Genomic DNA, 20703 nt, shown 5'->3' on the forward strand with positions numbered 1-20703 from the left:
GGCGCCTTTGTCGTTTCCGCTGATATCTTCAGGAGATCCGCCCGTGACCGCGCCAGACATGACCACGCCGGCCGGCACCGCGCCGCTCGATTTCTTCTGGTTCATCCCGACCCATGGCGACGGCTCATATCTTGGTTCCGAGCAACAGCAGCGGCCGCCGGAGTTCGGGTATTTCAAGGAGATCGCGCAGGCGGTCGACCGGCTCGGCTTTCCCGGCGTGCTGTTGCCGACCGGTCAGAATTGCGAGGATTCCTGGATCACCGCGACAGGACTTGCGACGCTCACCGAGAAACTCAAATTCCTGGTCGCCTTGCGGCCCGGTGTGACGCTGCCGACCTTCGCCGCGCGCCAGACCGCGGCACTCGACCGGCTGAGCAATGGCCGGCTGTTGCTCAATGTGGTGGTCGGCGGCAATCCGACCGAGCTCGCCGGCGACGGCGTCTTCCTCCCGCATGACGAGCGCTACGCCCAGGCGCGGGAATTCCTCACCATCTGGCGCGGCCTGGTATCCGGCGAGCGCGTCAACTTCGACGGCAAATACTACCGCGTCGAGAATGGTCGACTCGACCTCTTGCCGTTGCAGGAACGGCCGCCGCTCTATTTCGGCGGCTCGTCCGACGCCGGCCAGGATCTCGCCGCCGACCTCGTCGACATGTACCTGACCTGGGGCGAACCGCCGGCACAGGTGGCCGAGAAGCTGGCCTCGGCGCGCGCGAAGGCGGCCCTGCGCGGCAGGAAACTGCGTTTAGGCATCCGGCTGCATTTCATCGTGCGCGAAACCGAGGACGAGGCCTGGCGCGCCGCCGACCGGCTGATCAGCCATGTCACCGACGCCCAGATCGAGAATGCGCAGGCGCGCTTCCTCAACCAGATGGACTCGGTCGGCCAGCGCCGCATGGCCGAGCTGCATGGCGGCCGCCGTGACAAGCTGGTCGTCTCCCCCAATCTGTGGGCGGGCGTCGGCCTGGTGCGCGGCGGCGCCGGCACCGCGCTGGTCGGCACGCCCGAGCAGGTCGCCGAGCGCATCCGCGAATACCAGGCGATCGGCATCGATACCATCATCGGTTCCGGTTACCCGCATCTGGAAGAAGCCTACCGCGTCGCCGAGCTGCTGTTCCCACGTCTCGGGCTTGGCACCAGGCGGCAGCGGGCGCACCAGGACATTGCCAATGAATTCTCGGTCGGCTTCCACGGTGCCGTCCGCCTGCAGGCCTCTTCATGAGCCTATCCGCGCGCCTCCACGCAAACGCCATCGGCTGGGTGTTGCCGATGCTGGTGATTGCTGGCTGGGAAGCTGCGTCGCGCGCGGGCGTCATGCCGGCCAATGTGCTGCCGGCGCCAAGCGCCGTTGCCGAGGCCTTCTGGCGGCTGACGCTTTCGGGTGAACTGATCCGCAACATCGGTGTTTCCACGGCGCGCGCGCTTGGCGGCTTTGCCATCGGCGGCTCGATCGGCTTCGCGCTCGGCCTCGCCAACGGCCTGTCGCGGCTCAGCCGCGGCCTGACCGACACCACGCTGCAGATGATCCGCAACATTCCGCATCTGGCGCTGATCCCGCTCGTCATCCTGTGGTTCGGCATCGACGAGGAGGCAAAACTGTTCCTGGTGGCGCTTGGCGTGTTCTTTCCGATCTACGTCAACACGCTGCTCGGCATCCAGGGCGTCGACCCGCAGCTGGTCGAGATGGGCCGCGTCTACGGCATGGACCGGCGCGCGCTGTTCTTTCGCGTCATCCTGCCGGGCGCGCTGCCGGCGATCTTCGTCGGCCTGCGCTACGCGCTCGGCATCATGTGGCTGACACTGATCGTCGCCGAAACCATCTCGGCCAGTTCCGGCCTCGGCTACATGGCCATGCAGGCGCGCGAATTCCTGCTGATCGATGTCGTCGTGCTGTCGATCCTGATCTACGCGCTGCTCGGCAAGCTCGCCGACAGCCTCGCCCGCCTGCTCGAGCGGCTGTCGCTCGGCTGGCATCCGGCCTTCCAGAACGGATGAGATGCTGTCCATGACCGCCGCCAGCCTGACCGCCGCCCGATCCTTCGTCGCCACGCCGGCGCCGGCGCGACCGGCCATGGCGGTCGAAGGACGGCGCGCCTTCGCCTTCAAGGGCGTGGGAAAGCGCTTCGGCGACAAGACCGTGCTCGACGGCATCGACCTCGAAGTGCCGGCCGGGCAGTTCGTTGCCGTCATCGGCAAGAGCGGCTGCGGCAAGAGCACGCTGCTCCGGTTGCTGGCGGGGCTCGACCGCCCGACATCGGGATCGCTGACGCTTGGAGCCGGGGAAGAGGGTCACAGCCGCACCCGTTTCATGTTTCAGGAGCCGCGTCTGCTGCCCTGGGCCAGCGTGGTGAAAAATGTCGAGGTCGGGCTGAACGGCATCGCTGCCGGCGCGGACGCCAGGCAACGCGCGCTCGATATCCTCGCCGAGGTTGGCCTCGCCGACCGCGCCGGTGAATGGCCCTCGGTGCTGTCCGGCGGCCAGAAGCAGCGCGTGGCGCTGGCCCGCGCATTGGTCGGCCACCCGCAGATCCTGGCGCTCGACGAGCCGCTCGGCGCGCTCGACGCGCTGACCCGCATCGAGATGCAGCAATTGCTGGAGCGCATCTGGCTCGCCCAGAAATTCACCGCCGTGCTGGTCACGCACGACGTCGCCGAAGCGGTCGCGCTCGCTGACCGGGTGGTGGTGATCAGCGCCGGCAAGATCGCGCTCGATCTGGAGGTGCCGGTGGAAAGGCCGCGGCGGCGCGGTTCCGCCGAGCTCGCCCGCCTCGAAGGCACGATCCTGGACCGGCTGTTCGGCTAGGGTAGTCTTGCGGCGGGGCATTCTGTCTGAACCGGATAAATAGGTAACAGAATGGCCCGACGGCACGGGTGACAGTTTTCTTGCTCACCGGGCTAGGGCTGTCTTGCGGTTACGCGATTGACGAGCGGCTTCCCCCACTCCGTCGCGGCTTTGCCGCGCCACCTCTCCCCCCTCCCGAGGGAGAGGAAGGGAGCCAGCCGGCAAAAGCTCGCGTCTTTCCTCTCCCCCGTCGATCGGGGGAAAGGTGTCGAGCGCAGCTCGACGGAGTGGGGGTCGACCTTACCGCCACCCACCCCCTACCGGTTCGCCCACACCAGTCCGGCCAAGCCGACCAGCATGGTGACGATGCCGATATAGAGCCATTGCGGCTGGCCGGTCATGAAGCTGCCGCCGACCACGCCGATGCCTTGCAGCGACCACAGCGCACCGATGGCCAGCACAATCAAGGCCAGCAGATTTTTGGTCAGTCTCATTGACGGATCTCGCTTTTCAAGTCGATCGTTGGCCGTGCCGTGACCGTGATGAAAGAGCCAAAGGAAGTGGCACAATCACACCGGATTCTACTTGGAAATTAATTTGTCATTTTGTCAAAACGATCTCGGATATCGGCGCTGAGATCATCGAGAATGGATCAAATTGTGCCGGAAAATCCCTGACAGACTGTTACTCGGTGACTCCAAACGTGTGATCTCGCCACGGAACGGACAGATGCTTGCCGCATTTCCTGCCTTATTCGGCACCTAACGGCTTGGGTCTGTCAAAAACGGAGCCACCCCTTACAGATGAAGAACCTAAACCAGACCGCGCTTGTCGCGGTAACGATCGCTGCTGGCCTGATGGTCGGCGCTTCCGCCACTTCGGCGACCGCCGCCGCCGGCCAGTGCGGTCGCGCTTCATGGTACGCGCTGCACTCGAAAACCGCATCGGGCGAGCGCATGAACCCCTCGGCGATGACCGCCGCCCACCGCACCTTGCCTTTCGGCACCAAATTGCGGGTCACCAACCAGAACAATGGCAAAAGCGTCATCGTGCGCATCAACGATCGCGGCCCGTTCATTCGCGGACGCGTACTCGACCTGTCGAAGGGCGCCGCCGGCCAGCTCGGCTTCATCGGTTCCGGCCATACCTCGGTCTGCATGGCACGCGTCTGATGTGATTATCCCTGGACCATGATCTCCTTCGAAAACAGGAACCGGTTTTCGGGATCATGGTTCCGGCGGCCCGACATATTTCCTACACATTTCGGCAACGCACACTGAGCCGGCTCCGCCATTCCGGGCGGATTTGCAAGCCTTTGGACGAAAGAACCATTGGTCACGCCACGTGACGTATTGCATCGCAGCAATTAGTTGTTAACTTCGCCGCGAGACATTTGAGGCTCGGCGCTGCTCGTCGTCCCTTCGGTCGCAGGCAGCAGCGGGGTTGTCGATGTTCTATCAGCTCTATGAATTGAACCATGCGGCGCTGCAGCCGGCACGGCTTTATGCCGACGCGGTGCGGATGTTCTACTCCAACCCGCTCAATCCGATTGCCCACACGCCCTGGGGCCGCTCGGTCGCCGCGGGCGCGGAACTCTTCGAACGCACCACGCGCCGCTATGGCAAGCCCGCCTTCGGCCTCGGCAAGACCGTCGTCGACTGGAAGAGCGTCGAGGTCACCGAGAAGACCGTCTGGTCGAAGCCTTTCTGCAATCTGGTCCGCTTCGAACGCGCGGTGCCGGCCGGCCGCAAGCCGGATCCGAAGCTTCTGATCGTCGCGCCGATGTCGGGCCATTACGCCACGCTGCTGCGCGGCACGGTGGAAGCCATGCTGCCCTATGCCGATGTCCACATCACCGACTGGGTCGATGCCCGCATGGTGCCGCTGGCCGACGGCGGTTTCGATCTCGGCGACTATATCGATTACATCGTCGACATGTTCCATGCGCTGGGTCCTGACACCCATGTGATGGCGGTGTGCCAGCCTTCCGTGCCGGTTCTGGCGGCGGTGGCGCTGATGGAGGCGAAGGGCGATCCCTTCGTGCCCTCGACCATGACCCTGATGGGCGGCCCGATCGACACCCGCCGCAACCCGACCGCGGTCAATCTCCTGGCCGAGGAAAAGGGCATCGACTGGTTCCGCGACAATGTCGTCATGCGCGCGCCCTGGCCGGTGCCGGGCTTCGGCCGCGAGGTCTATCCGGGCTTCCTGCAGCTGTCTGGCTTCATGAGCATGAACCTCGACCGCCACATCATCGCCCACAAGGACTTCTTCATGCACCTTGTGAAGCATGATGGCGACAACGCCGAGAAGCACCGCGACTTCTATGACGAATATCTGGCGGTCATGGACCTGACGGCCGAGTTCTACCTGCAGACCGTCGACACCGTTTTCGTTCGCCATGCCTTGCCCAAGGGCGAGATGACGCATCGCGGCACCCGTATCGACCCGTCGGTCATCCGCAATGTCGCCCTGTTCACGGTCGAGGGCGAGAATGACGACATATCGGGCCTCGGCCAGACCAAGGCGGCGCAGGATTTGTGCGTCAATATCCCGGCCGACAAGAAGGCCCATTACATGCAGCCGGCGGTCGGCCATTACGGCGTCTTCAACGGCTCGCGCTTCCGCTCCGAGATCGTGCCGCGCATTGTCGACTTCATCACCAGCTATGGCCGCCAGAACCGCGTCGCGATGAAGCCGAAGCTGGTCCGCACTGCCAAGCGATAGGCAATTCCGGGACAGAATCGGCTTCAGGGCTGATTCTGTTGCACAAGTGCCGCTGTCCCTCCCCGCGGGTAACCATGCTGCAAATCAGCCTGTCGTCGTAATTGACACGGACTGTCGATCGCCCTTAACGTTTCGTTAACAACAGGGTGAGCGGGGACAATGAATTCCTCAACAATGGCGAGAAGGCTGCGCGTGTGCGTGGCCGCGGCCGGTCTGGCAGCCACGGGAGGCTGGATGGCACCGGCCTTGGCGGCCGGGGCGATGGCGACCGGGGGCATCACCTCGCAGCCGATCGGCCACTATGATTTCTGCAAGCTGCACCCAGCCGAATGCTCGATCCGTCCGAGCAACCTGGCTCCGGCCAGGATGACCGACGGGCTGATGCGCAAGCTCGTCAATGTCACCGCCAGGGTCAACGCCGCCGTCAAGCCGATGAGCGACATGGACATATACGGCAAGGACGAGGTCTGGGCCTATCCCGACAAGGGCGTCGGCGATTGCGAGGACTATGTGCTGGAAAAGCGGCGCCAACTGTTCCGCTCGGGCATCTCGCTTTCCGATCTTCTCATCACCGTGGTGCGCAAACCGGACGGTGAAGGCCATTCGGTGCTGACCGTGCGCACCGACAAGGGCGATTACGTGCTCGACAATTTGACCGACAAGGTCAGGGCCTGGGACCAGACCGGCTACCGCTTCCTCAAGCGGCAGGCGATCGACAACACAGGCCGCTGGGTCTCGATCCGCGGCGGCCAGCAGGTCCTGGTGGGGTCGGTGGAATAGGGACTGGTAGCGGTTTTTTAGCCGTGGCTTTCACCCGTTGTCGGTTATTATAGCAGAGGCTGGCGCTGCCCCTCATTGCCCTGCCGGGCATTTCTCCCCGTATAGTGACGGGGAGAAAGACGCTGTTAGGCGCTTTCGCCAACGTACAAGCGCCAGCGGCGCGGCTGTTCCCCATCTCCCCGTCTCTACACGGGGAGAAGGTGCCGGCAGGCGGATGAGGGGCGGCGCCGACATGCCCAGTCGCGCACCTCGCGCATCCCTCCCGAAAATTTTCTCAATCTCTCCGTGAACCATTTCCGTTCGCCCGGCGACACACAGCCGTGAATGACGAAACCCAACCATGGAGACTTCAAATGACTGCTTTTCTGCGAAACACCCTTCTCGCCGTTGCCGCCGTGTCGGCCCTGGGCGGATCCGCGATGGCCGACCAGACGGTCAGCTGCGCCCACACCAACCTCAATGACCTCTGGGCCGGCCGTTGTTGTGGCACTGCCGGCGCATCGGACTGCCTGGGCGGTGGAAACAATGACCACGGCCATGATCGCCCGGGCACCAACGGCGGCAACCCCAACGGCAGCACGGCCGGCAAGAACTGATCTCGCCACGCCTGCCCGCTGGCCGATGCCGGCGGGCACTGTCTTGCGGCCAGGCGAACGTCCCGCCGTCGCGGAATGCGGATAAAACCGGTTACTTCAGCCGGCCCAGCGCCGCGCGGATCGAGGCGGTGATGCGGCGCAGCTCCGCTTCGTCGAGCTTTTCGATGTTCTCGGCCAGAAGATTGGCCAGCTCGGTGGCGGCGGGGCTGAGACCCGACGTGTCGAGCTTCACGCGCGGATGCGAGGCTTCGGCCAGCCGCGCCAGCTCCTCGGCATCGTCCCAGATGATGTTGAAATAGCCGATGATCTTCTGGATCAGCGTCCAGGTCGGCGCGCCGCGCCTGCCATGCTCGAGCGCCGACAGATAGGCGGCGCTGATGCCGATCGCCGCCGCCATGTCCTTCTGGGTGACGCCGCGATCGGCGCGAAGCGCCCGCAGCCTCTCGCCGAACGGTGTCATGCGCCCCGCCCCACGGCTTCAGCCCTCATGAACGCACCCGCCGCAGCCTGATATAGAGCGCGCCCGAGCCGCCATGGTTGCGGGCGGCATGGTCGTGGCTGGAGACCAGCGGCCGGAACGCCGGCGTCGACAGCCAGGCCGGCACCGCGCGCCGCAAGACGCCGTCGCCGCCGGAGGACGACCCCTTGCCGGTGATGACCAGGACATAGCGGACACCGCCGGCATGCGCCCGGTGCAGGAACGAGAACAGCAGCGAATAGGCCTCGTCCTGCGTCATCCCATGCAGGTCGACGCGGCCCTCGATCGGCAGCCGGCCCTTCGCCAATTTGTCCAGCGTCGGCTCGTCGAGGCGATGCGTGACATGCTGCGCCTTCGGCTTTGCCGCGCCCGGCGCATTGGCGGCGGGTTGCGCCGTTTGCGACGATGTCGGCATGGCGTTGGCGGCGATATCGGGAATGTCGACGGCGGCCCTGCCCTTCAGCGGCTTGGCCGTGCGCGCCACCAGGTTCCACAGCACCCGGTCGTCCTCGCTGAGCTTGTCCGGACGCTTGCTCATCTGGCGCCCCCGGCCAGCGGGCGCGGCACCAGCGCGTAGAAATCGGCGGCGTTGCGCACCACGCCGGCGATTTCGCCGGCCGCGTCGCCGGAGCCGGCGAAGAGATCGCCCCGCGCCGGCCCGGTGATGGCCGAGCCGGTGTCCTGCGCGATCATCAGCCGCCGGAACGGTTGTTTGTCAAAGGCGGTGAGCGTCGGCGCGTCGATGTGGAAGGGCGTGCCGAATGTGTGCAGCAGCCGGTCGACGGCGACGGAGCGGCCCGGCGTCAGCGGCACCTTGGCGGCGGCGATCGGGCCGAGGGCCGCGTCCTCGACATCGGCCTCGCGGAAGAAGATGTAGGAGCGGTTCTGCCACAGGATCTCGTCGATGCGCCCGGGATGCGCTTTGAACCAGGCGCGGATCGACTGCATCGTCACTTGCGCCAGCGGGATTTCCCCCAGCTCGCTCAGGATTTTGCCCGGCCCGGTAAAACGCTGGCCCGATTTGGCCGCGTAGGTGACGCGGCGCAGCCGGCCATCGGTCATGGCGAGCCGCGCGGCCCCTTGCACATGGACGAAGAAGGCGTCGACCCTGTCGGCCAGCCAGGCGATCTCCAGGCCCAGGCCCTCAAGCGCCCCGCGCTCGATCGCGCCACGGTCGAAATACTCGACCGTTCCGTCCGCCGTGCGGCGCGCGAAGGCGAGATAGGAATCCATCCCCCGCGGCCGGTTGGCGTCGTCAACATCGACGAGATCGGGCGGACGCGACAGGAGCGGCACGGCAAACCGCCCGGTCCGCACCGGCGAGGCCTCCACTTGCGGCTCGTAGAAGCCGGTGACCAGCCCGGCGCCGGTCTCGGGCCGCACCAGCATGGGGACAAAATGGCGCTCGAAGAAAGTTCGCGCCTCCGACCGGTTCACGGGCGGCGCGGTGCGCGCCTCCGCGTAAGCCGCCTTGAAGGCACTGAAATCGACGCCGAGGGCGCCGCTGCGATAGGGTTTTACCGGCACATGGAAGGCGGAACGGCGAAAAGCCTCGAAGGCCGGCAGGTGGTCGTCGTCGCCCCAGCCGGGCAGGTCGTCAAAGGATTTTTCGAGGAAGAGAGGCGATAGCGACACCGGAGCCCCGTCGCTTTAAAGCGCGTCGTGTTTGAAGAGCGTCATGCGACGCGCTTCGAGTCTTGGTTTTGATGCAAGTCGTCGTCCCAAAACCGCTTCGCACTTTTGGGCGACATGCATCGGGACTCAGTCTTCTTCTTCGGTGGCGACGAGCTTCCAGTTCGGATCGCGCGAGCGCGTGTCGCGGGCGAAGGTCCAGACATCCTTGACCTCGGCCACGGTTTCCGGATCGCCGTCGATGACGGCGCCCGCCTTGTCACGCGTCGCCGAAATCAGCTCGCTGATGATACGCAGCGTCACATGCGCCTCGCCGCCCTTCATCTCGGCCGAGACGATGTCGGCCTTGTCGATGCCGACGAAGGAGGACTGGATCTTTTCCGACTTGGCCTCGCGCTCGCCGATCGCGGCGACGAAACCGTCATAGACTTCGCGCGACAGAAGGTTCTTCAGCGTTTTGCGGTCGCCGTCGGCATAGGCCATGACGATCATCTCATAGGCCATCTTGGCGCCGTCGACGAAGCCCTTCGGATCGAAGGACGGATCATTGTCCTTGATCGCGCGCAGGCCCTTGTTGAGATCGGTGTCGGGCTTGGCGAAAGCGTCGATCGCCGTGTAGGCATCGGCCGGTGCCGGCTCGCCCGGCAGCCGCTTGCGCGGCAGCGAAACGACATTCTCGGGTTTCTGGGTCGCGTCCTTGTCGGTGCGCGCCGCCGTGTAGGGGTCGAAGGGCGGCCGCTCGCTACCGGTCCGACGGCCCAGCACGTTGCGCAGCTGGAAGAAGATCACCACCGCCGCGATCAGGAAGAAAATCGTGCCGAAGTCGAAGAAACCCATATCTTCCGCCAATCAATCCCTGCCTCTAGGCCGGACCGTCCAGCCAACAGGCCGCGGTCGCATAGCGTTCAACATTCAAAGCATATAGAACGCAAGGTGCAATCATTCAAATCAAAGGCAGGCATACCTATCTAACAGCCTCCGTGCCAGCGGCGATTGGTCGCCAGCGGGCAAAACAATCGAATGGTCGGTAAAGACTTGCGCATTTCGCTGCTTCCCCTCTTCCTCCTCGCGCTCCCGCTGCTGGAAATCGCCGGTTTCGTCATCGTCGGCCGAGAGGTCGGCGCGCTGGCGACGGTCGGCCTGGTGCTGGCCTCGAGCATCGCCGGCGTGCTTTTGCTCCGGCACCAGGGCTTCGGCGTCATGGCCCGCATCCGCGCCGAGATGGATGCCGGCCATGATCCCTCCCGCCAGCTGGCGCATGGCGCCATGATCGTGGTGGCGGCGATCCTGTTGATCATCCCCGGCTTTATCACTGACATTATCGGCCTGCTCCTGTTCCTGCCGCCGGTGCGCGACTTCGCCTGGAGCCGCTTCAAGGGCCGCATCGTGGTGGCCACCGATTTCTCGGCCGGCGGTTTCCGCGGCCGGCCGCGCGAAAAGGTCATCGACCTCGACGACGGCGACTATTCGCGCGAGGACGATTTCAAGCGCGGCCCGGATCACAATTCGCCGTGGCGGCGTCTCAAGGACGACTGAGAACGCGGTTGCGGCCTGTTCCCGAACGTTAGCGCTGCCCCTCATTGCCCCGCCGGGCATTTCTCCCCGTAAACGGGGCGAAAGAAGCTGGCCGCGACGGCGGCGCCATCCTTGTAACGTTGGTGATTAGCGAAATCGGCGAGAACAGCGTCCCTCGCCCCGTTTACGGGGAGAGGGTGCCGGCAGGCAGGTGAGGGGCGGCGCCGGCTTCGAAAACGATTTCTCAAACGCCAAGTCGAAGCTGCACCAGCCTCGAGCCAATCCCCCGAACCACAAGGCGGCAAACCTTGTCTTGTCATGCCGGCCATGGTAGCGAACGCCCGATTTCAATTCGGTCAGCAACGCTGCCCAGGCAAAAGGAAAAGGCTCATGGCCAGCAATGATGACGCGCCGGTCGGCGCCAACGGAAACGGCAATGCGGCGGCGCAGCCATCGCTCAACGTCCTGGCCCAGTATGTGAAGGACCTGTCCTTCGAAAGCCCCGGCGCGCCGAATTCGCTGCGCGGCCGCGACAAGGCGCCCGGCATCGCCATCAACGTCAACGTCAACGCCAACCCGCTCTCCGACAAGCAGTTCGACGTCAATCTGACGCTGAACGCCAAGGCTTCCTTCGACCAGGAAGTGCTGTTCAACGTCGAGCTGGTCTATGGCGGCGTCTTCGCCATTTCGGGCTTCCCGCAGGAGCACATGCTGCCGATCCTGTTCATCGAATGCCCGCGTTTGCTGTTCCCCTTCGCTCGCCAGATCATCGCCGAGGCGACCCGCAATGGTGGCTTCCCGCCGCTGATGCTCGACCCGATCGATTTCGCGCAGATGTTCCAGCAGAAGATCGCCGAGGACCAGGCCGCGTCCTCGAAGGTCCAGGTCAGCTGATCGCTTCTCCTTCGTGTTTCTGAAAAGCCCGGCCTCGAGCCGGGCTTTTTGTTGGCGGCGCCCCTCCCTTCGTCATCCACGGGCGGAGCAAGGAGCGCAGCGACGCGGCGCAGACCCCTGGAGCTGCTTCGCAGCCCAAGGGATCCATGCCGGGACTCCAATGCGTCGCCACGGTTCAGATCCTGCACCGTTGAATCCCGTCGGCAAGGTCGCGGCATGGATCCTCGGGTCTCCGCGACGCCGCTGCGCGGCTGCTCCGCCCGTGGATGACGAACTGAGGAGGCCGTCACCCCACTTGCGGAACACCGCACAAGCTCTGCGGATTCCAGAACACTCCCTGACGTCACCTCACCCTATCATCGCCGCCTCAGGCAATGGCGCCCCGGCGGTCGCAACCGCCCCCGCGTAGGCGATCGATCGGGGCGGGCCTGCTTCCGTGCATGCCGTTGTCCCAAAACCGCTTCGCACCCTGGGCGGCATGCACCAACGACAAAGGGAACGACGATGAAATTCATGCTGACCGACCGCAATTTGCACCCGCGGGCCAAACCCGTCGCCGACGATTTCAAAACGGGCGGCATCAGCCGCCGCGAATATCTGGCGCTGATGGCCGGCCTCGGCGTCAGCGCCGCCGGCGCCTTCGCGCTGGGCGGCATCGCCGCGATGCCTGCCCGCGCCGCCGAGCCCAAAAAGGGCGGCACCTTGCGCGTCGCCATGAACGTCAAGGGGTTCAAGGACCCGCGCACCTTCGACGGCGTCGAAATGTCCAATGTCGCCCGCCACTGCAACGAATATCTGGTGCGCTGGAACACCGATTTCTCGTTCGAGCCGTGGCTCTTGGAAAAATGGGAGATGAGCGACGACGCCAAAACGCTCACGCTGCATGTGCGCAAGGGCATCACCTGGTCGAATGGCGACACCTTCAACGCCGACGATGTCGTCCACAACCTCACCCGCTGGTGCGAGGCGGGCGTGGCCGGCAACTCGGTCGCCGCCCGCATGGGCGCGCTGGTCGATGCCGACACCAAGAAAGTGGTCGCTGGCGGCATCGAGAAGGTCGACGACTACACGATAAAACTCAACCTTCCCAAGCCCGACATTTCGCTGATCGCCGGCATGGCCGACTATCCCGCGCTGATCATGCATCGCTCCTATGAGGGTGACGGCGACCCCATGAAGGCGCTGGCCATCACCACCGGCCCCTGCGAGCTGGTGAAATGGGACGCCGAAACAAGCGCCGAGGTGAAGCGCAAGGACAAGCCGTGGTGGAAGGGCGAGTTCTACCTCGACGGCATCCAGTGGATCGACTACGGCTCCGACCCCAACGCCATGCTGTCGGCCTTCGAATCCGGCGAGATCGACACCGACCACGAAACCGCTTCCGACGCCGTCTCGCAGACCGACAAGATGGGGCTTAGGAATTCCGAGATCGCCACCGGCTCCACCATCGTCGCCCGCTTCAATGTCGGCAACGCGCCCTATCAGGACGTCAAGCTGCGCCGTGCCGCCCAGCTCGCCGTCGACAATGCCGCCGTGCTGAAGCTCGGCCTCGACGGGCGGGGAAAACCGGCCGACAACCACCATGTCGGCCCCATGCATCCCGAATATGCCGATATCGGTCCCGCGAAACGCGACATGGAGGAGGCGAAAAAACTGCTCGCCGCCTCCAGCAAGCCGGGCCATGAGTACGAGCTCATCTCGGTCGACGTCGAATGGCAGAAGAGCACCGCCGACGCCATCTCGGCGCAGATGCGCGAGGCCGGCCTCAAGATCAAGCGCACCGTGCTGCCCGCCGCCACCTTCTGGAACGACTGGAGCAAATACCCCTTCTCCTGCACCGAATGGCTGGGCCGCCCGCTCGGCGTCCAGGTGCTGGCGCTCGCCTACAAATCGGGTGCGGCCTGGAACGAAAGCGCCTACGCCTCGAAGGCGTTCGACGACCTCCTCGACAAGGCGCTCGCCACCCCCGACGCCAAGGCCCGCAAGGAGATCATGGCCGGCATCGAGAAGAATCTGCGCGATTCCGGCATCATCATCCAACCCTACTGGCGCTCGGTGTACAGGACATACCGCAAGGGGGTGGAGGGCTGCGAGCAGCACCAGGCGCTGGAGCAGCACTTTGAGAAGGTTTGGCTGGAGAGTTGAGGCGCCGGCGCTTCTGCCTTCTCCCCTTGTGGGGCCCGAAGGGCGGGCGAGGCCCGTGACTCGCCCAGGGCGGTGGATTGCCGCGCAGCGGCAAGACGGATGAGGGGTGCGTGACGGATCGCTGCCTTGCAGACTAGGCGCTTGTAAGCACCCAATCTTTCTACCGCCTCACTCCGCTGGAACACCCCTCATCCGTCTCGGCGCTGACGCGCCGATCCACCTTCTCCCACAAGGGGAGAAGGAAGAGGCGCCGCGCTCACCGCTCCGCCCTGACCAGCGTCCAGATCCACCCAACAAAAGTCAGCACCAGGAACGGATAGCCGGCGGCGGGCAGCGGCGCAGAGGTCGGCAGCAAGGGCGCGCCCCACAGGATCATGCAAGCCGAGACGACAAACAGCACGGCGGCCAGGAGCGCGGTGATCCGCATCCAGAGCGCAAAAGTGTTCGGCGCGCTGACCATGATCAGCGCTGCCGCCCAGAGCGAAATGCCGCCGACATAGGAGGGCACGCTGGCCTGCAAGCCGGCCGCATTGCCAGCCAGCAGCAGCGTCTCGCCGGCGAGGAAGGTCAGGAACCCGGCGGCGACGCAATCATTGCCCAGCCGTTGGTATTTCATCGTCAGCAGCGCGGTGGCGACCACCAGCGCCGCGCCGTCGATCGTCCAGAGTGTCTCGCGGAGTGAGGCGCTGGGCACGAAGGTGCCGGCGAGGCCGAAGGCGCCACCGATGGCGAGGCCGAGAGAGGCGACTACATCCAGATTTGAGCGCATCAAGACCTCCCCAAGCCGGGCTCAAGGATAGGTCAGGATGGGACAATCTCCAAGGGTGACTTCGAAGGGAGCGCATTGCCCGATGCGTATTTGATCGCATCCCACATACACTCCCGGACTATATCGCTAACGCTACCACCGGGCGCCTTGCGACTTCTAGGAATTCATGTCGTTCAATGAAGCGTTCCACGGCTCTCACAACGCTTCTTAGATACATGGACGTGTTGTCGCTAATCTCTCGTAAGCCTGCGACAGTCTCGTTCTCTCCGCATTCCCTGAAAGAGATCGTGCCGTGCGCTAGATCGTTGCGAAGTTTGACCACAAGAGCTAGCGGGCCAAGATTATTTCTGAATATACGCTTTGCAGCCGCCCGCACTGGCGGCGTCAGTCTCAGACGTAATCCGACCCGCTGAAGCATGTCTTCTATATTGCTGTCATTCCAATTCCCGCCGCCACCCTTCTCTAATTTGAATTCCGGAATTGGGGCAGCATGTACCAACAAATCAGACAGCGCTACCGCATACTTTAATCGGTTGTCGGCGTTCATTTCCTTATTGGCAGCGATAACTACTTTGATCCACTCTTTCCTGAAATGCGGATTGAGGTCGGCCGCCTTCCAAGCACCGTTCCAAGAGGCGGAGGCGAGCGCATCCAAACAGCGAGTCATCATCGCTTCAATCAAGTTGTATAGCTGAACAAAAACGCCCGCCCTTAGGATCTGAATCTGTTGCGGCGACAGCGGATTGCCGGTGACACTAAACTTTGGAGGCCCCAATACCGCCGCAGCATCTAACTCATCCAGAAAGCTGAGGTAGGCGTTCACCTCGGCAAGTCGTTCGTCAAAAGCAGTCTCAAGCGGTCCCGGCATCTGTCAACAACCTGTTTCGGACAAAGTCGATTCGTGCCCGTAGCTTCGACACTACGTTAGCTCCATCTGACGTCGTCACGTTTGAGAACGCTTCTGAGTCCACCCACTCCGAGACCGGAACGTGGGGTCCATCGACCTGAAGCTCTGGCTTCTCCTTCATCGCAAGATAGGATCCGATCGCTAACGCCTCAAATCTAACCCGTGGTGTAGTGGTGCTGGTTTTGGTCTTGCGAAATCCGTTCGGGCTATTCTGCTCAATGAACATTATCATTTCGGCGAAGCGAATTCGGTAATCCGCGACAAGCTCAGGGTTTAACTCAAAGCGTTCGTTCATCCGGCGTGTATAATCAAAGAGGAAGATTGCTGGCCGGTCCTTGTACCCTTGAAGGCCGTCACCATATGCGAAGAAGCGGGTTACTAATTCCTCACGCTCTCTCTCGTGGAGGGCCTTTTCCGGAACCGGTGCAAGCTTCACGAAGCGCGGGTTTTTAGCCAACTCGATCACGAGATCAATAAACGGGCCACCCAGTGCTCCGCGACGCACCTCTGCCTTGTTGGCGGCCTTGCTTCCCGTATTGATTCGCTCGAACATATCGAACCGAGCTTGATCGTCCGCCTTCTCGTTCAATACGATCCCTCGGATCGAACGGTTCTTCACCTTCCGCTGTCGTGATTCCAGCAGGTCGGCGAAGCGAGAATTTGAAAGGGCGGGCAACTCTTCCAGTTCACCAAGGCGTAGGCCGCCATGAACCCATTCTTCGATGGTCCGCAGGCGCTGCGAGCCGTCTACGACTTCAAGTCGACCATTGGGCATCTCCCAAAAAAACAAAAACGGGATCGGCAGCCCCATCAGTACAGACTCAATGAAGCGTGATTTGCGATAAGGCTCCCACGTGAACTCACGCTGGTAGGCAGGCACGACGAAGTCGCCCTCTTTCATCTTGTCTGCCAAGAACTCAATTGTGAATTCTACGAGGTAGGAGTCGATGCGCTTCGAGCGCTCGAGTATTTCACGCTCTGCTGCATCTCTGGCAGATTCATCGAAACCGTCAGTTGTCTTTGATTTAGCCATGCGTACCCCCCCGAGCCAACGTTCTAGACGCTTGGAAGGTTTCAGGAAAGTCAGTTTTGCATCGACCGAATATTATCGAGATGATCCGATACGCTTCGCCCGATTGCTTCGCCCAATTTTGGAGGCACTGCATTGCCGATCAGCATTCCTACTTTGTCAAAGGTAGGCCGACTGCCATCTGGGATGAAAGAATATGATGCCGGAAATGACTGCAAGATCGCTGCCTCCCGGAGCGTAATAGCGCGATCCTGGTCCGGGTGTCCAAAACGACCATTGCCATAGCCGAAGCACTGAGTAGTCATTGTTGGCGCGAATTCGTCCCAAGACATGCGACCATAGACAGAAGGATAGGTCTCGCCGGTTTCCTTCATATGGCAACTCGCTCGAAGGTCCGACGGCCAATCTCGCCAAGTCCCGCCGGGCTTTGAAGCCCTTATCCTTCGAAGGTTAATTGAACTCAATCGGCAGGCCACATGCAAAGTATCGTGATTGGATGCCTGGCCAGCATCCAATCGGGGCAATGCGGCGATCGCGTCTCTTACCGTCAGCTTCACCGTTCCTGCTGCAGCCTTCGGTACACTTATCGGACCGATACGTGACGCGACCAAAACTAACCGCTTTCGGGTTTGCGGGACGCCGAAGTCGCTGCAAAGAACTTCGTCCCATGCAACTTTGTAGTTTGCACCCTCCAAACCCGTTACGAATTCCTGCCAGATCGATTTGCTCGCCAAGCCACGGACATTCTCCATGGTGACAATTTCGGGTAGGACTTCGACGGCTAGCTTTAAGAACGAGCGAAGCAATTCCCACCGAACGTCTGGCGTCTTCCGACTCTGCGAATAGGTGGAGAACGGCTGGCAGGGTGCACACCCAGCCAATACCCGAACGTCCGCTCCTGCAAACCAGCCGTCCAGCTCAGCCTTAGTCAGGTCGGAGACGCTTTTCTCAGCAAACTCCCCGCCACAGTTTGTTTCAAACGGATGACGGCAGGCGGGGTCGAGGTCAACACCTGCTGCAATTTCGAACCCTGCAGATTTCAGGCCGTAGGCAAGGCCTCCGGCACCGCAAAACAAGTCCACTACCTTCACGATGGGCGCGCGCTTCTTCGGCAAGGTGATCGAGTCAGACATGATAACCACCATATCTGATTCGCCTAGCTTTGAATCGTTCAAAGCTCGCTGGAAGGCGTATCATCCTAGCGGGATCAATCGCCCATCTTCAGCGCCTGGATAAACGCCTCCTGCGGAATATCGACCTTGCCGAACTGCCGCATCCGCTTCTTGCCTTCTTTCTGCTTGTCCAGCAGCTTGCGCTTGCGCGAGACGTCGCCGCCGTAGCATTTGGCGGTCACGTCCTTGCGCAGCGCCGAGATGGTTTCTCGTGCAATGACCTTGCCACCGATCGCGGCCTGGATCGGGATCTTGAACAGGTGGTGCGGGATGAGCTCCTTCAGCTTCTCGCACATCTGCCGGCCGCGCTTTTCCGCCGCCGTGCGGTGCACCAGCATGGACAGCGCGTCGACCGGTTCCTCATTGACCAGGATCGACATTTTCACCAGGTCGCCCTCGCGGTAGTCGGTGAGGTGATAGTCGAACGAGGCGTAGCCCTTGGAGATCGACTTCAGCCGGTCATAGAAGTCGAACACCACTTCATTGAGCGGCAGGTCGTAGGTCAGCATGGCCCGTTTGCCGACATAGGAGAGGTCGGCCTGGATGCCGCGCCGGTCCTGGCAGAGCTTCAATATGCCGCCGAGATAGTCGTCGGGCGTCAATATGGTGGCGCGGATCCACGGCTCCTCGATCGCCGAGATCTTCACCACGTCGGGCATGTCGGCCGGGTTGTGCAGTTCCTTCACCGAGCCGTCATTGAGGAGCAGCCGGTAGACGACTGACGGCGCGGTGGCGATCAGGTCGAGGTTGAACTCGCGTTCCAGCCGCTCCTGGATGATTTCGAGGTGCAAGAGGCCCAGGAAGCCGCAGCGATAGCCGAAGCCGAGCGCGGCCGAGGTTTCCATCTCGTAAGAGAAAGAAGCGTCGTTGAGGCGCAATTTGCCGACGGCGGCGCGCAGATCCTCGAAATCGGCGGCGTCGACCGGGAACAGGCCGCAGAACACCACCGGCTGCGCCGGCTTGAAGCCGGGCAAGGCATGCGCGGTGGGGCGCTTGTCCTCGGTGATGGTGTCGCCGACGCGCGTGTCGGCCACTTCCTTGATCGAGCCGGTGAAGAAGCCGAACTCGCCGGGGCCGAGCTCGTCGACATTGATGCGGGCGGGCGTGAACACACCGGTGCGCTCGACCAGGTATTTGGCGCCGGTGCCCATCATGCGGATGGTCTGGCCCTTTTTCAGCACACCGTCGATGATGCGCACCAGCACGATGACGCCGAGATAAGCGTCGTACCAGCTGTCGACCAGCATCGCCTTCAAGGGCGCGGTGGCGTCGCCCTCGCGCGGCGGCGGCAATTGGTGGACGATTGCCTCCAGCACGTCGGGAATGCCAAGCCCGGTCTTGGCCGAGATCAGCACGGCGCCCGAAGCGTCGATGCCGATCACCTCCTCGACCTGCTCGCGGATGCGCTCGGGCTCGGCGGCCGGCAGGTCGACCTTGTTCAGCACCACGACGATCTCGTGGTTGTTGTCGATCGCCTGGTAGACATTGGCCAGCGTCTGCGCCTCGACGCCTTGCGAAGCGTCGACCACCAGCAGCGAACCCTCGCAAGCGGCCAGCGACCGCGACACTTCATAGGCGAAGTCGACATGTCCCGGCGTGTCGATGAGGTTGAGGATATAGTCCTCGCCATTGTTGGCGCGGTATTTCAGCCGCACCGTCTGCGCCTTGATGGTGATGCCGCGCTCGCGCTCGATATCCATCGAGTCCAGCACCTGCTCCTTCATGTCGCGCAGCTCCAGCCCGCCGGTCAGCTGGATCAGGCGGTCGGCAAGCGTGGATTTGCCATGGTCGATATGGGCGACGATGGAGAAATTGCGGATGTGGTCGAGGGGCGTGCTCATGCGCGCGCTTTAGCAGGGGCGGCAAGCGGCGGCAAGGCTTGCGGCGCAAGGGCTGCCCTGCGGTCACAAAGTGAAGAGCGGCGCCGAAAAATCGAGAATATCGGTCAAGCGACCGTAAATGCATAAACTTTGATCGATCCCGTTAGACCTTGATTTTCCGGCTGCGTGGTATCGGCAAGGCCACTAATGTCCTTGGGGGTAAAGAAATGCAGAAAATTGCAGACAGGTTTGCCCGCTCCCGCAGCGGGTCCATGATGCCGCTGTTCTTCCTGAGCCTGGTGCCATTGATCGCAGCCGTCGGCTTCTCGGTCGACTATACCGATGCCGTCCAGACCCGCTCCGGCATGCAGGCCGCGCTGGATGCCGCGACGCTGGCGATCACCACGCTGCCAGCGAGCACGACGCTGCCTGACCGCCAGCAGGCGCTGCAGGACAATTTCGCCGCCAACAACGGCCAGGGCACCGCGACGCTGGTGAGCTTCAACGTCGCCTCCGACGGCACCGTCGCGGCGCAGACGTCGGCCAGCTTCGCCATGCCGACCAATTTCATGACCATCGCCAGGATCGACAGCGTGCCGGTCGCGGTCAAATCGGGGGTCAACAAGGCGCCCAGCCTGGTGCAGGCGACGTTCAAGGTCGACAAGGTGTCGGGTTACTGGAACAAGACGGTGACGCTTTACGGCACGAATTTCGGCGGCACGACGGCGCAGAAACTGATGACGGCCAGCTACGTCTACGCGCCCTACACCTATTCGTACAAGGTCGGGAGCAAGTCCTATTCGATGACGGAACAGAAGGGCTACGGCACCACGACGATATCGCTTGTCAACGGTTCGACGCCGACCGTGGTCCAGAAGCAGACCTGCACCACCGTGGGCTCGACATCCAATTTCACCAACCCGCCGGCGGGCGCGATAGTGACCCCCGAATACGACGGGAACAGCAAACAGACGATCTATTTCCAGATCACCTGCGCCACCACCAACGTGCCGGCCACCGGCGGCGGCGCCGCCGTCGACGTCAGCCAGATGGGCCAGCTCTCCCTGCAGATGGATGTCACGACCGGCAACAAGGCGACGTTCAAATCGAACGACACCACGACCTCCAACCACCTCTATCTGGGCACCACACCCACGCCCTTGACCGAGGTGGCCTCGGGCAAGCTGATCGACATCTTTTCCGTCGTGCCTTGCTCGCAGACCAGCTACCAGGCCTGGGAAGACGGCGGCAACTCGCTTCCGGCGGATTATACGAATGCCGACTTCTTCTACAATGTCACCGGCAAGTGCGCCTTCAACCAGCGGCCATCCGAGACGGCGCTGACGCAGTAAGCACCCCGCTCGCCCTTCGCCGACACGGGCGAAGGACGATCGCGCTCATCACAAACCGGTGAGCGCTGTAACGAAGCGGCAGGCATCAGCGAAATGGGGAATGA

The 20703-nt window shown here is 62.9% G+C and carries 21 protein-coding genes; 11 read left to right on the forward strand and 10 right to left on the reverse strand.

Annotation, left to right across the window (positions count from 1 at the left end; translation table 11 throughout):
- Nucleotides 1-58: 58 nt before the first annotated feature.
- From ssuD to AC07SZ_RS11300, 3 genes are read left to right on the forward strand one after another with little or no spacing between them, the layout of a single operon-like run.
- Nucleotides 59-1222, forward strand: a complete 1164-nt coding sequence (gene ssuD / locus AC07SZ_RS11290) for an FMNH2-dependent alkanesulfonate monooxygenase (protein ID WP_494914707.1) — start codon at nt 59-61, stop codon at nt 1220-1222.
- Nucleotides 1219-1995: an ABC transporter permease subunit gene (locus tag AC07SZ_RS11295; RefSeq protein ID WP_494914297.1), complete on the forward strand. Its 777-nt coding sequence runs from the start codon at nt 1219-1221 to the stop codon at nt 1993-1995. The genes ssuD and AC07SZ_RS11295 overlap by 4 nt, the downstream gene beginning before the upstream one ends.
- Before the next feature lie 10 nt (nt 1996-2005).
- Complete coding sequence (locus tag AC07SZ_RS11300; RefSeq protein WP_494914298.1) at nt 2006-2803, forward strand: ATP-binding cassette domain-containing protein; 798 nt, start codon at nt 2006-2008, stop codon at nt 2801-2803.
- 296 nt (nt 2804-3099) lie between these two features.
- Here AC07SZ_RS11300 and AC07SZ_RS11305 read toward each other — a convergent pair whose 3' ends face one another.
- Complete coding sequence (locus AC07SZ_RS11305; RefSeq protein WP_494914299.1) at nt 3100-3276, reverse strand: hypothetical protein; 177 nt, start codon at nt 3274-3276, stop codon at nt 3100-3102.
- A gap of 309 nt (nt 3277-3585) precedes the next feature.
- Between AC07SZ_RS11305 and AC07SZ_RS11310 the strand changes: the two genes are divergently transcribed.
- The 4 genes from AC07SZ_RS11310 (at nt 3586) to AC07SZ_RS11325 (ending at nt 6885) form a co-directional block, all read left to right on the forward strand.
- Nucleotides 3586-3954 (forward strand): septal ring lytic transglycosylase RlpA family protein, encoded by a 369-nt coding sequence (locus tag AC07SZ_RS11310; protein WP_056574162.1) that lies wholly within the window; start codon nt 3586-3588, stop codon nt 3952-3954.
- 277 nt (nt 3955-4231) lie between these two features.
- A complete protein-coding gene (locus tag AC07SZ_RS11315; RefSeq protein ID WP_494914300.1) occupies nt 4232-5509 on the forward strand; it encodes a polyhydroxyalkanoate depolymerase in 1278 nt (425 codons plus the stop codon).
- Between the two features lie 159 nt (nt 5510-5668).
- Entirely contained in the window at nt 5669-6289 is a 621-nt protein-coding gene (locus tag AC07SZ_RS11320) for a transglutaminase-like cysteine peptidase (protein WP_056574155.1), read from the forward strand.
- Nucleotides 6290-6642: 353 nt separating this feature from the next.
- A complete protein-coding gene (locus tag AC07SZ_RS11325; RefSeq protein WP_056574152.1) occupies nt 6643-6885 on the forward strand; it encodes a hypothetical protein in 243 nt (80 codons plus the stop codon).
- A gap of 91 nt (nt 6886-6976) precedes the next feature.
- On the opposite strand, the gene AC07SZ_RS11330 is transcribed toward AC07SZ_RS11325, so the two are convergent.
- The 4 genes from AC07SZ_RS11330 to AC07SZ_RS11345 all read right to left on the reverse strand — a co-directional run bounded on the left by AC07SZ_RS11330 (nt 6977) and on the right by AC07SZ_RS11345 (nt 9832).
- Entirely contained in the window at nt 6977-7345 is a 369-nt protein-coding gene (locus AC07SZ_RS11330; RefSeq protein ID WP_056574150.1) for a helix-turn-helix domain-containing protein, read from the reverse strand.
- Between the two features lie 25 nt (nt 7346-7370).
- The gene (locus AC07SZ_RS11335) at nt 7371-7901 is read right to left on the reverse strand and encodes a Smr/MutS family protein (protein ID WP_494914301.1); all 531 of its coding nucleotides are present in this window, start codon (nt 7899-7901) and stop codon (nt 7371-7373) included.
- Nucleotides 7898-8998: a murein transglycosylase A gene (gene mltA, locus AC07SZ_RS11340; protein WP_494914302.1), complete on the reverse strand. Its 1101-nt coding sequence runs from the start codon at nt 8996-8998 to the stop codon at nt 7898-7900. Before mltA ends, AC07SZ_RS11335 begins: the two co-directional genes overlap by 4 nt.
- Before the next feature lie 126 nt (nt 8999-9124).
- Entirely contained in the window at nt 9125-9832 is a 708-nt protein-coding gene (locus AC07SZ_RS11345; protein WP_172347762.1) for a Tim44/TimA family putative adaptor protein, read from the reverse strand.
- A 198-nt stretch (nt 9833-10030) separates the two neighbouring features.
- Here AC07SZ_RS11345 and AC07SZ_RS11350 point away from each other — a divergent pair, with 198 nt between their 5' ends.
- The 3 genes from AC07SZ_RS11350 to AC07SZ_RS11360 all read left to right on the forward strand — a co-directional run bounded on the left by AC07SZ_RS11350 (nt 10031) and on the right by AC07SZ_RS11360 (nt 13549).
- Nucleotides 10031-10531, forward strand: coding sequence for an FxsA family protein (locus AC07SZ_RS11350; protein ID WP_081295061.1), 501 nt, complete (start codon nt 10031-10033; stop codon nt 10529-10531).
- Nucleotides 10532-10900: 369 nt separating this feature from the next.
- Nucleotides 10901-11404 (forward strand): protein-export chaperone SecB, encoded by a 504-nt coding sequence (gene secB / locus AC07SZ_RS11355; RefSeq protein WP_056574136.1) that lies wholly within the window; start codon nt 10901-10903, stop codon nt 11402-11404.
- 504 nt (nt 11405-11908) lie between these two features.
- A complete protein-coding gene (locus AC07SZ_RS11360; protein WP_494914304.1) occupies nt 11909-13549 on the forward strand; it encodes an ABC transporter substrate-binding protein in 1641 nt (546 codons plus the stop codon).
- Between the two features lie 256 nt (nt 13550-13805).
- Here the strand turns inward: AC07SZ_RS11360 and AC07SZ_RS11365 are convergent, their stop codons facing one another.
- The 5 genes from AC07SZ_RS11365 to lepA all read right to left on the reverse strand — a co-directional run bounded on the left by AC07SZ_RS11365 (nt 13806) and on the right by lepA (nt 19268).
- Nucleotides 13806-14318, reverse strand: a complete 513-nt coding sequence (locus AC07SZ_RS11365; RefSeq protein WP_494914306.1) for a hypothetical protein — start codon at nt 14316-14318, stop codon at nt 13806-13808.
- Between the two features lie 118 nt (nt 14319-14436).
- Nucleotides 14437-15186 carry an MAE_28990/MAE_18760 family HEPN-like nuclease gene (locus tag AC07SZ_RS11370; RefSeq protein WP_494914308.1) on the reverse strand — a complete coding sequence of 250 codons (750 nt, stop codon included), beginning with the start codon at nt 15184-15186 and terminating at the stop codon, nt 14437-14439.
- Nucleotides 15170-16258 carry a DUF262 domain-containing protein gene (locus AC07SZ_RS11375; RefSeq protein WP_494914309.1) on the reverse strand — a complete coding sequence of 363 codons (1089 nt, stop codon included), beginning with the start codon at nt 16256-16258 and terminating at the stop codon, nt 15170-15172. The genes AC07SZ_RS11370 and AC07SZ_RS11375 overlap by 17 nt, the downstream gene beginning before the upstream one ends.
- A gap of 50 nt (nt 16259-16308) precedes the next feature.
- On the reverse strand, nt 16309-17388 hold the full coding sequence (locus tag AC07SZ_RS11380; protein WP_494914311.1) for a DNA cytosine methyltransferase: 1080 nt from the start codon (nt 17386-17388) through the stop codon (nt 16309-16311).
- A gap of 74 nt (nt 17389-17462) precedes the next feature.
- Nucleotides 17463-19268, reverse strand: a complete 1806-nt coding sequence (gene lepA, locus AC07SZ_RS11385) for a translation elongation factor 4 (protein WP_056574126.1) — start codon at nt 19266-19268, stop codon at nt 17463-17465.
- A gap of 206 nt (nt 19269-19474) precedes the next feature.
- On the opposite strand from lepA, the gene AC07SZ_RS11390 reads away from it, so the two are divergent.
- Nucleotides 19475-20599 carry a TadE/TadG family type IV pilus assembly protein gene (locus AC07SZ_RS11390; protein WP_172371561.1) on the forward strand — a complete coding sequence of 375 codons (1125 nt, stop codon included), beginning with the start codon at nt 19475-19477 and terminating at the stop codon, nt 20597-20599.
- Nucleotides 20600-20703 lie beyond the last annotated feature (104 nt).

It is taken from the genome of Mesorhizobium sp. GW821-FHT07A06, assembly GCF_059419085.1.

Excerpts from the sequence above, each read along its gene's own strand:
- ssuD (WP_494914707.1), top strand. The coding sequence starts at position 59 with ATGACCACGCCGGCCGGCACCGCGCCGCTCGATTTCTTCTGGTTCATC.
- AC07SZ_RS11295 (WP_494914297.1), top strand. The coding sequence starts at position 1,219 with ATGAGCCTATCCGCGCGCCTCCACGCAAACGCCATCGGCTGGGTGTTG.
- AC07SZ_RS11300 (WP_494914298.1), top strand. The coding sequence starts at position 2,006 with ATGACCGCCGCCAGCCTGACCGCCGCCCGATCCTTCGTCGCCACGCCG.
- AC07SZ_RS11305 (WP_494914299.1), bottom strand. The coding sequence starts at position 3,276 with ATGAGACTGACCAAAAATCTGCTGGCCTTGATTGTGCTGGCCATCGGT.
- AC07SZ_RS11310 (WP_056574162.1), top strand. The coding sequence starts at position 3,586 with ATGAAGAACCTAAACCAGACCGCGCTTGTCGCGGTAACGATCGCTGCT.
- AC07SZ_RS11315 (WP_494914300.1), top strand. The coding sequence starts at position 4,232 with ATGTTCTATCAGCTCTATGAATTGAACCATGCGGCGCTGCAGCCGGCA.
- AC07SZ_RS11320 (WP_056574155.1), top strand. The coding sequence starts at position 5,669 with ATGAATTCCTCAACAATGGCGAGAAGGCTGCGCGTGTGCGTGGCCGCG.
- AC07SZ_RS11325 (WP_056574152.1), top strand. The coding sequence starts at position 6,643 with ATGACTGCTTTTCTGCGAAACACCCTTCTCGCCGTTGCCGCCGTGTCG.
- AC07SZ_RS11330 (WP_056574150.1), bottom strand. The coding sequence starts at position 7,345 with ATGACACCGTTCGGCGAGAGGCTGCGGGCGCTTCGCGCCGATCGCGGC.
- AC07SZ_RS11335 (WP_494914301.1), bottom strand. The coding sequence starts at position 7,901 with ATGAGCAAGCGTCCGGACAAGCTCAGCGAGGACGACCGGGTGCTGTGG.
- AC07SZ_RS11345 (WP_172347762.1), bottom strand. The coding sequence starts at position 9,832 with ATGGGTTTCTTCGACTTCGGCACGATTTTCTTCCTGATCGCGGCGGTG.
- secB (WP_056574136.1), top strand. The coding sequence starts at position 10,901 with ATGGCCAGCAATGATGACGCGCCGGTCGGCGCCAACGGAAACGGCAAT.
- AC07SZ_RS11360 (WP_494914304.1), top strand. The coding sequence starts at position 11,909 with ATGAAATTCATGCTGACCGACCGCAATTTGCACCCGCGGGCCAAACCC.
- AC07SZ_RS11365 (WP_494914306.1), bottom strand. The coding sequence starts at position 14,318 with ATGCGCTCAAATCTGGATGTAGTCGCCTCTCTCGGCCTCGCCATCGGT.
- AC07SZ_RS11370 (WP_494914308.1), bottom strand. The coding sequence starts at position 15,186 with ATGCCGGGACCGCTTGAGACTGCTTTTGACGAACGACTTGCCGAGGTG.
- AC07SZ_RS11375 (WP_494914309.1), bottom strand. The coding sequence starts at position 16,258 with ATGGCTAAATCAAAGACAACTGACGGTTTCGATGAATCTGCCAGAGAT.
- AC07SZ_RS11380 (WP_494914311.1), bottom strand. The coding sequence starts at position 17,388 with ATGTCTGACTCGATCACCTTGCCGAAGAAGCGCGCGCCCATCGTGAAG.
- lepA (WP_056574126.1), bottom strand. The coding sequence starts at position 19,268 with ATGAGCACGCCCCTCGACCACATCCGCAATTTCTCCATCGTCGCCCAT.
- AC07SZ_RS11390 (WP_172371561.1), top strand. The coding sequence starts at position 19,475 with ATGCAGAAAATTGCAGACAGGTTTGCCCGCTCCCGCAGCGGGTCCATG.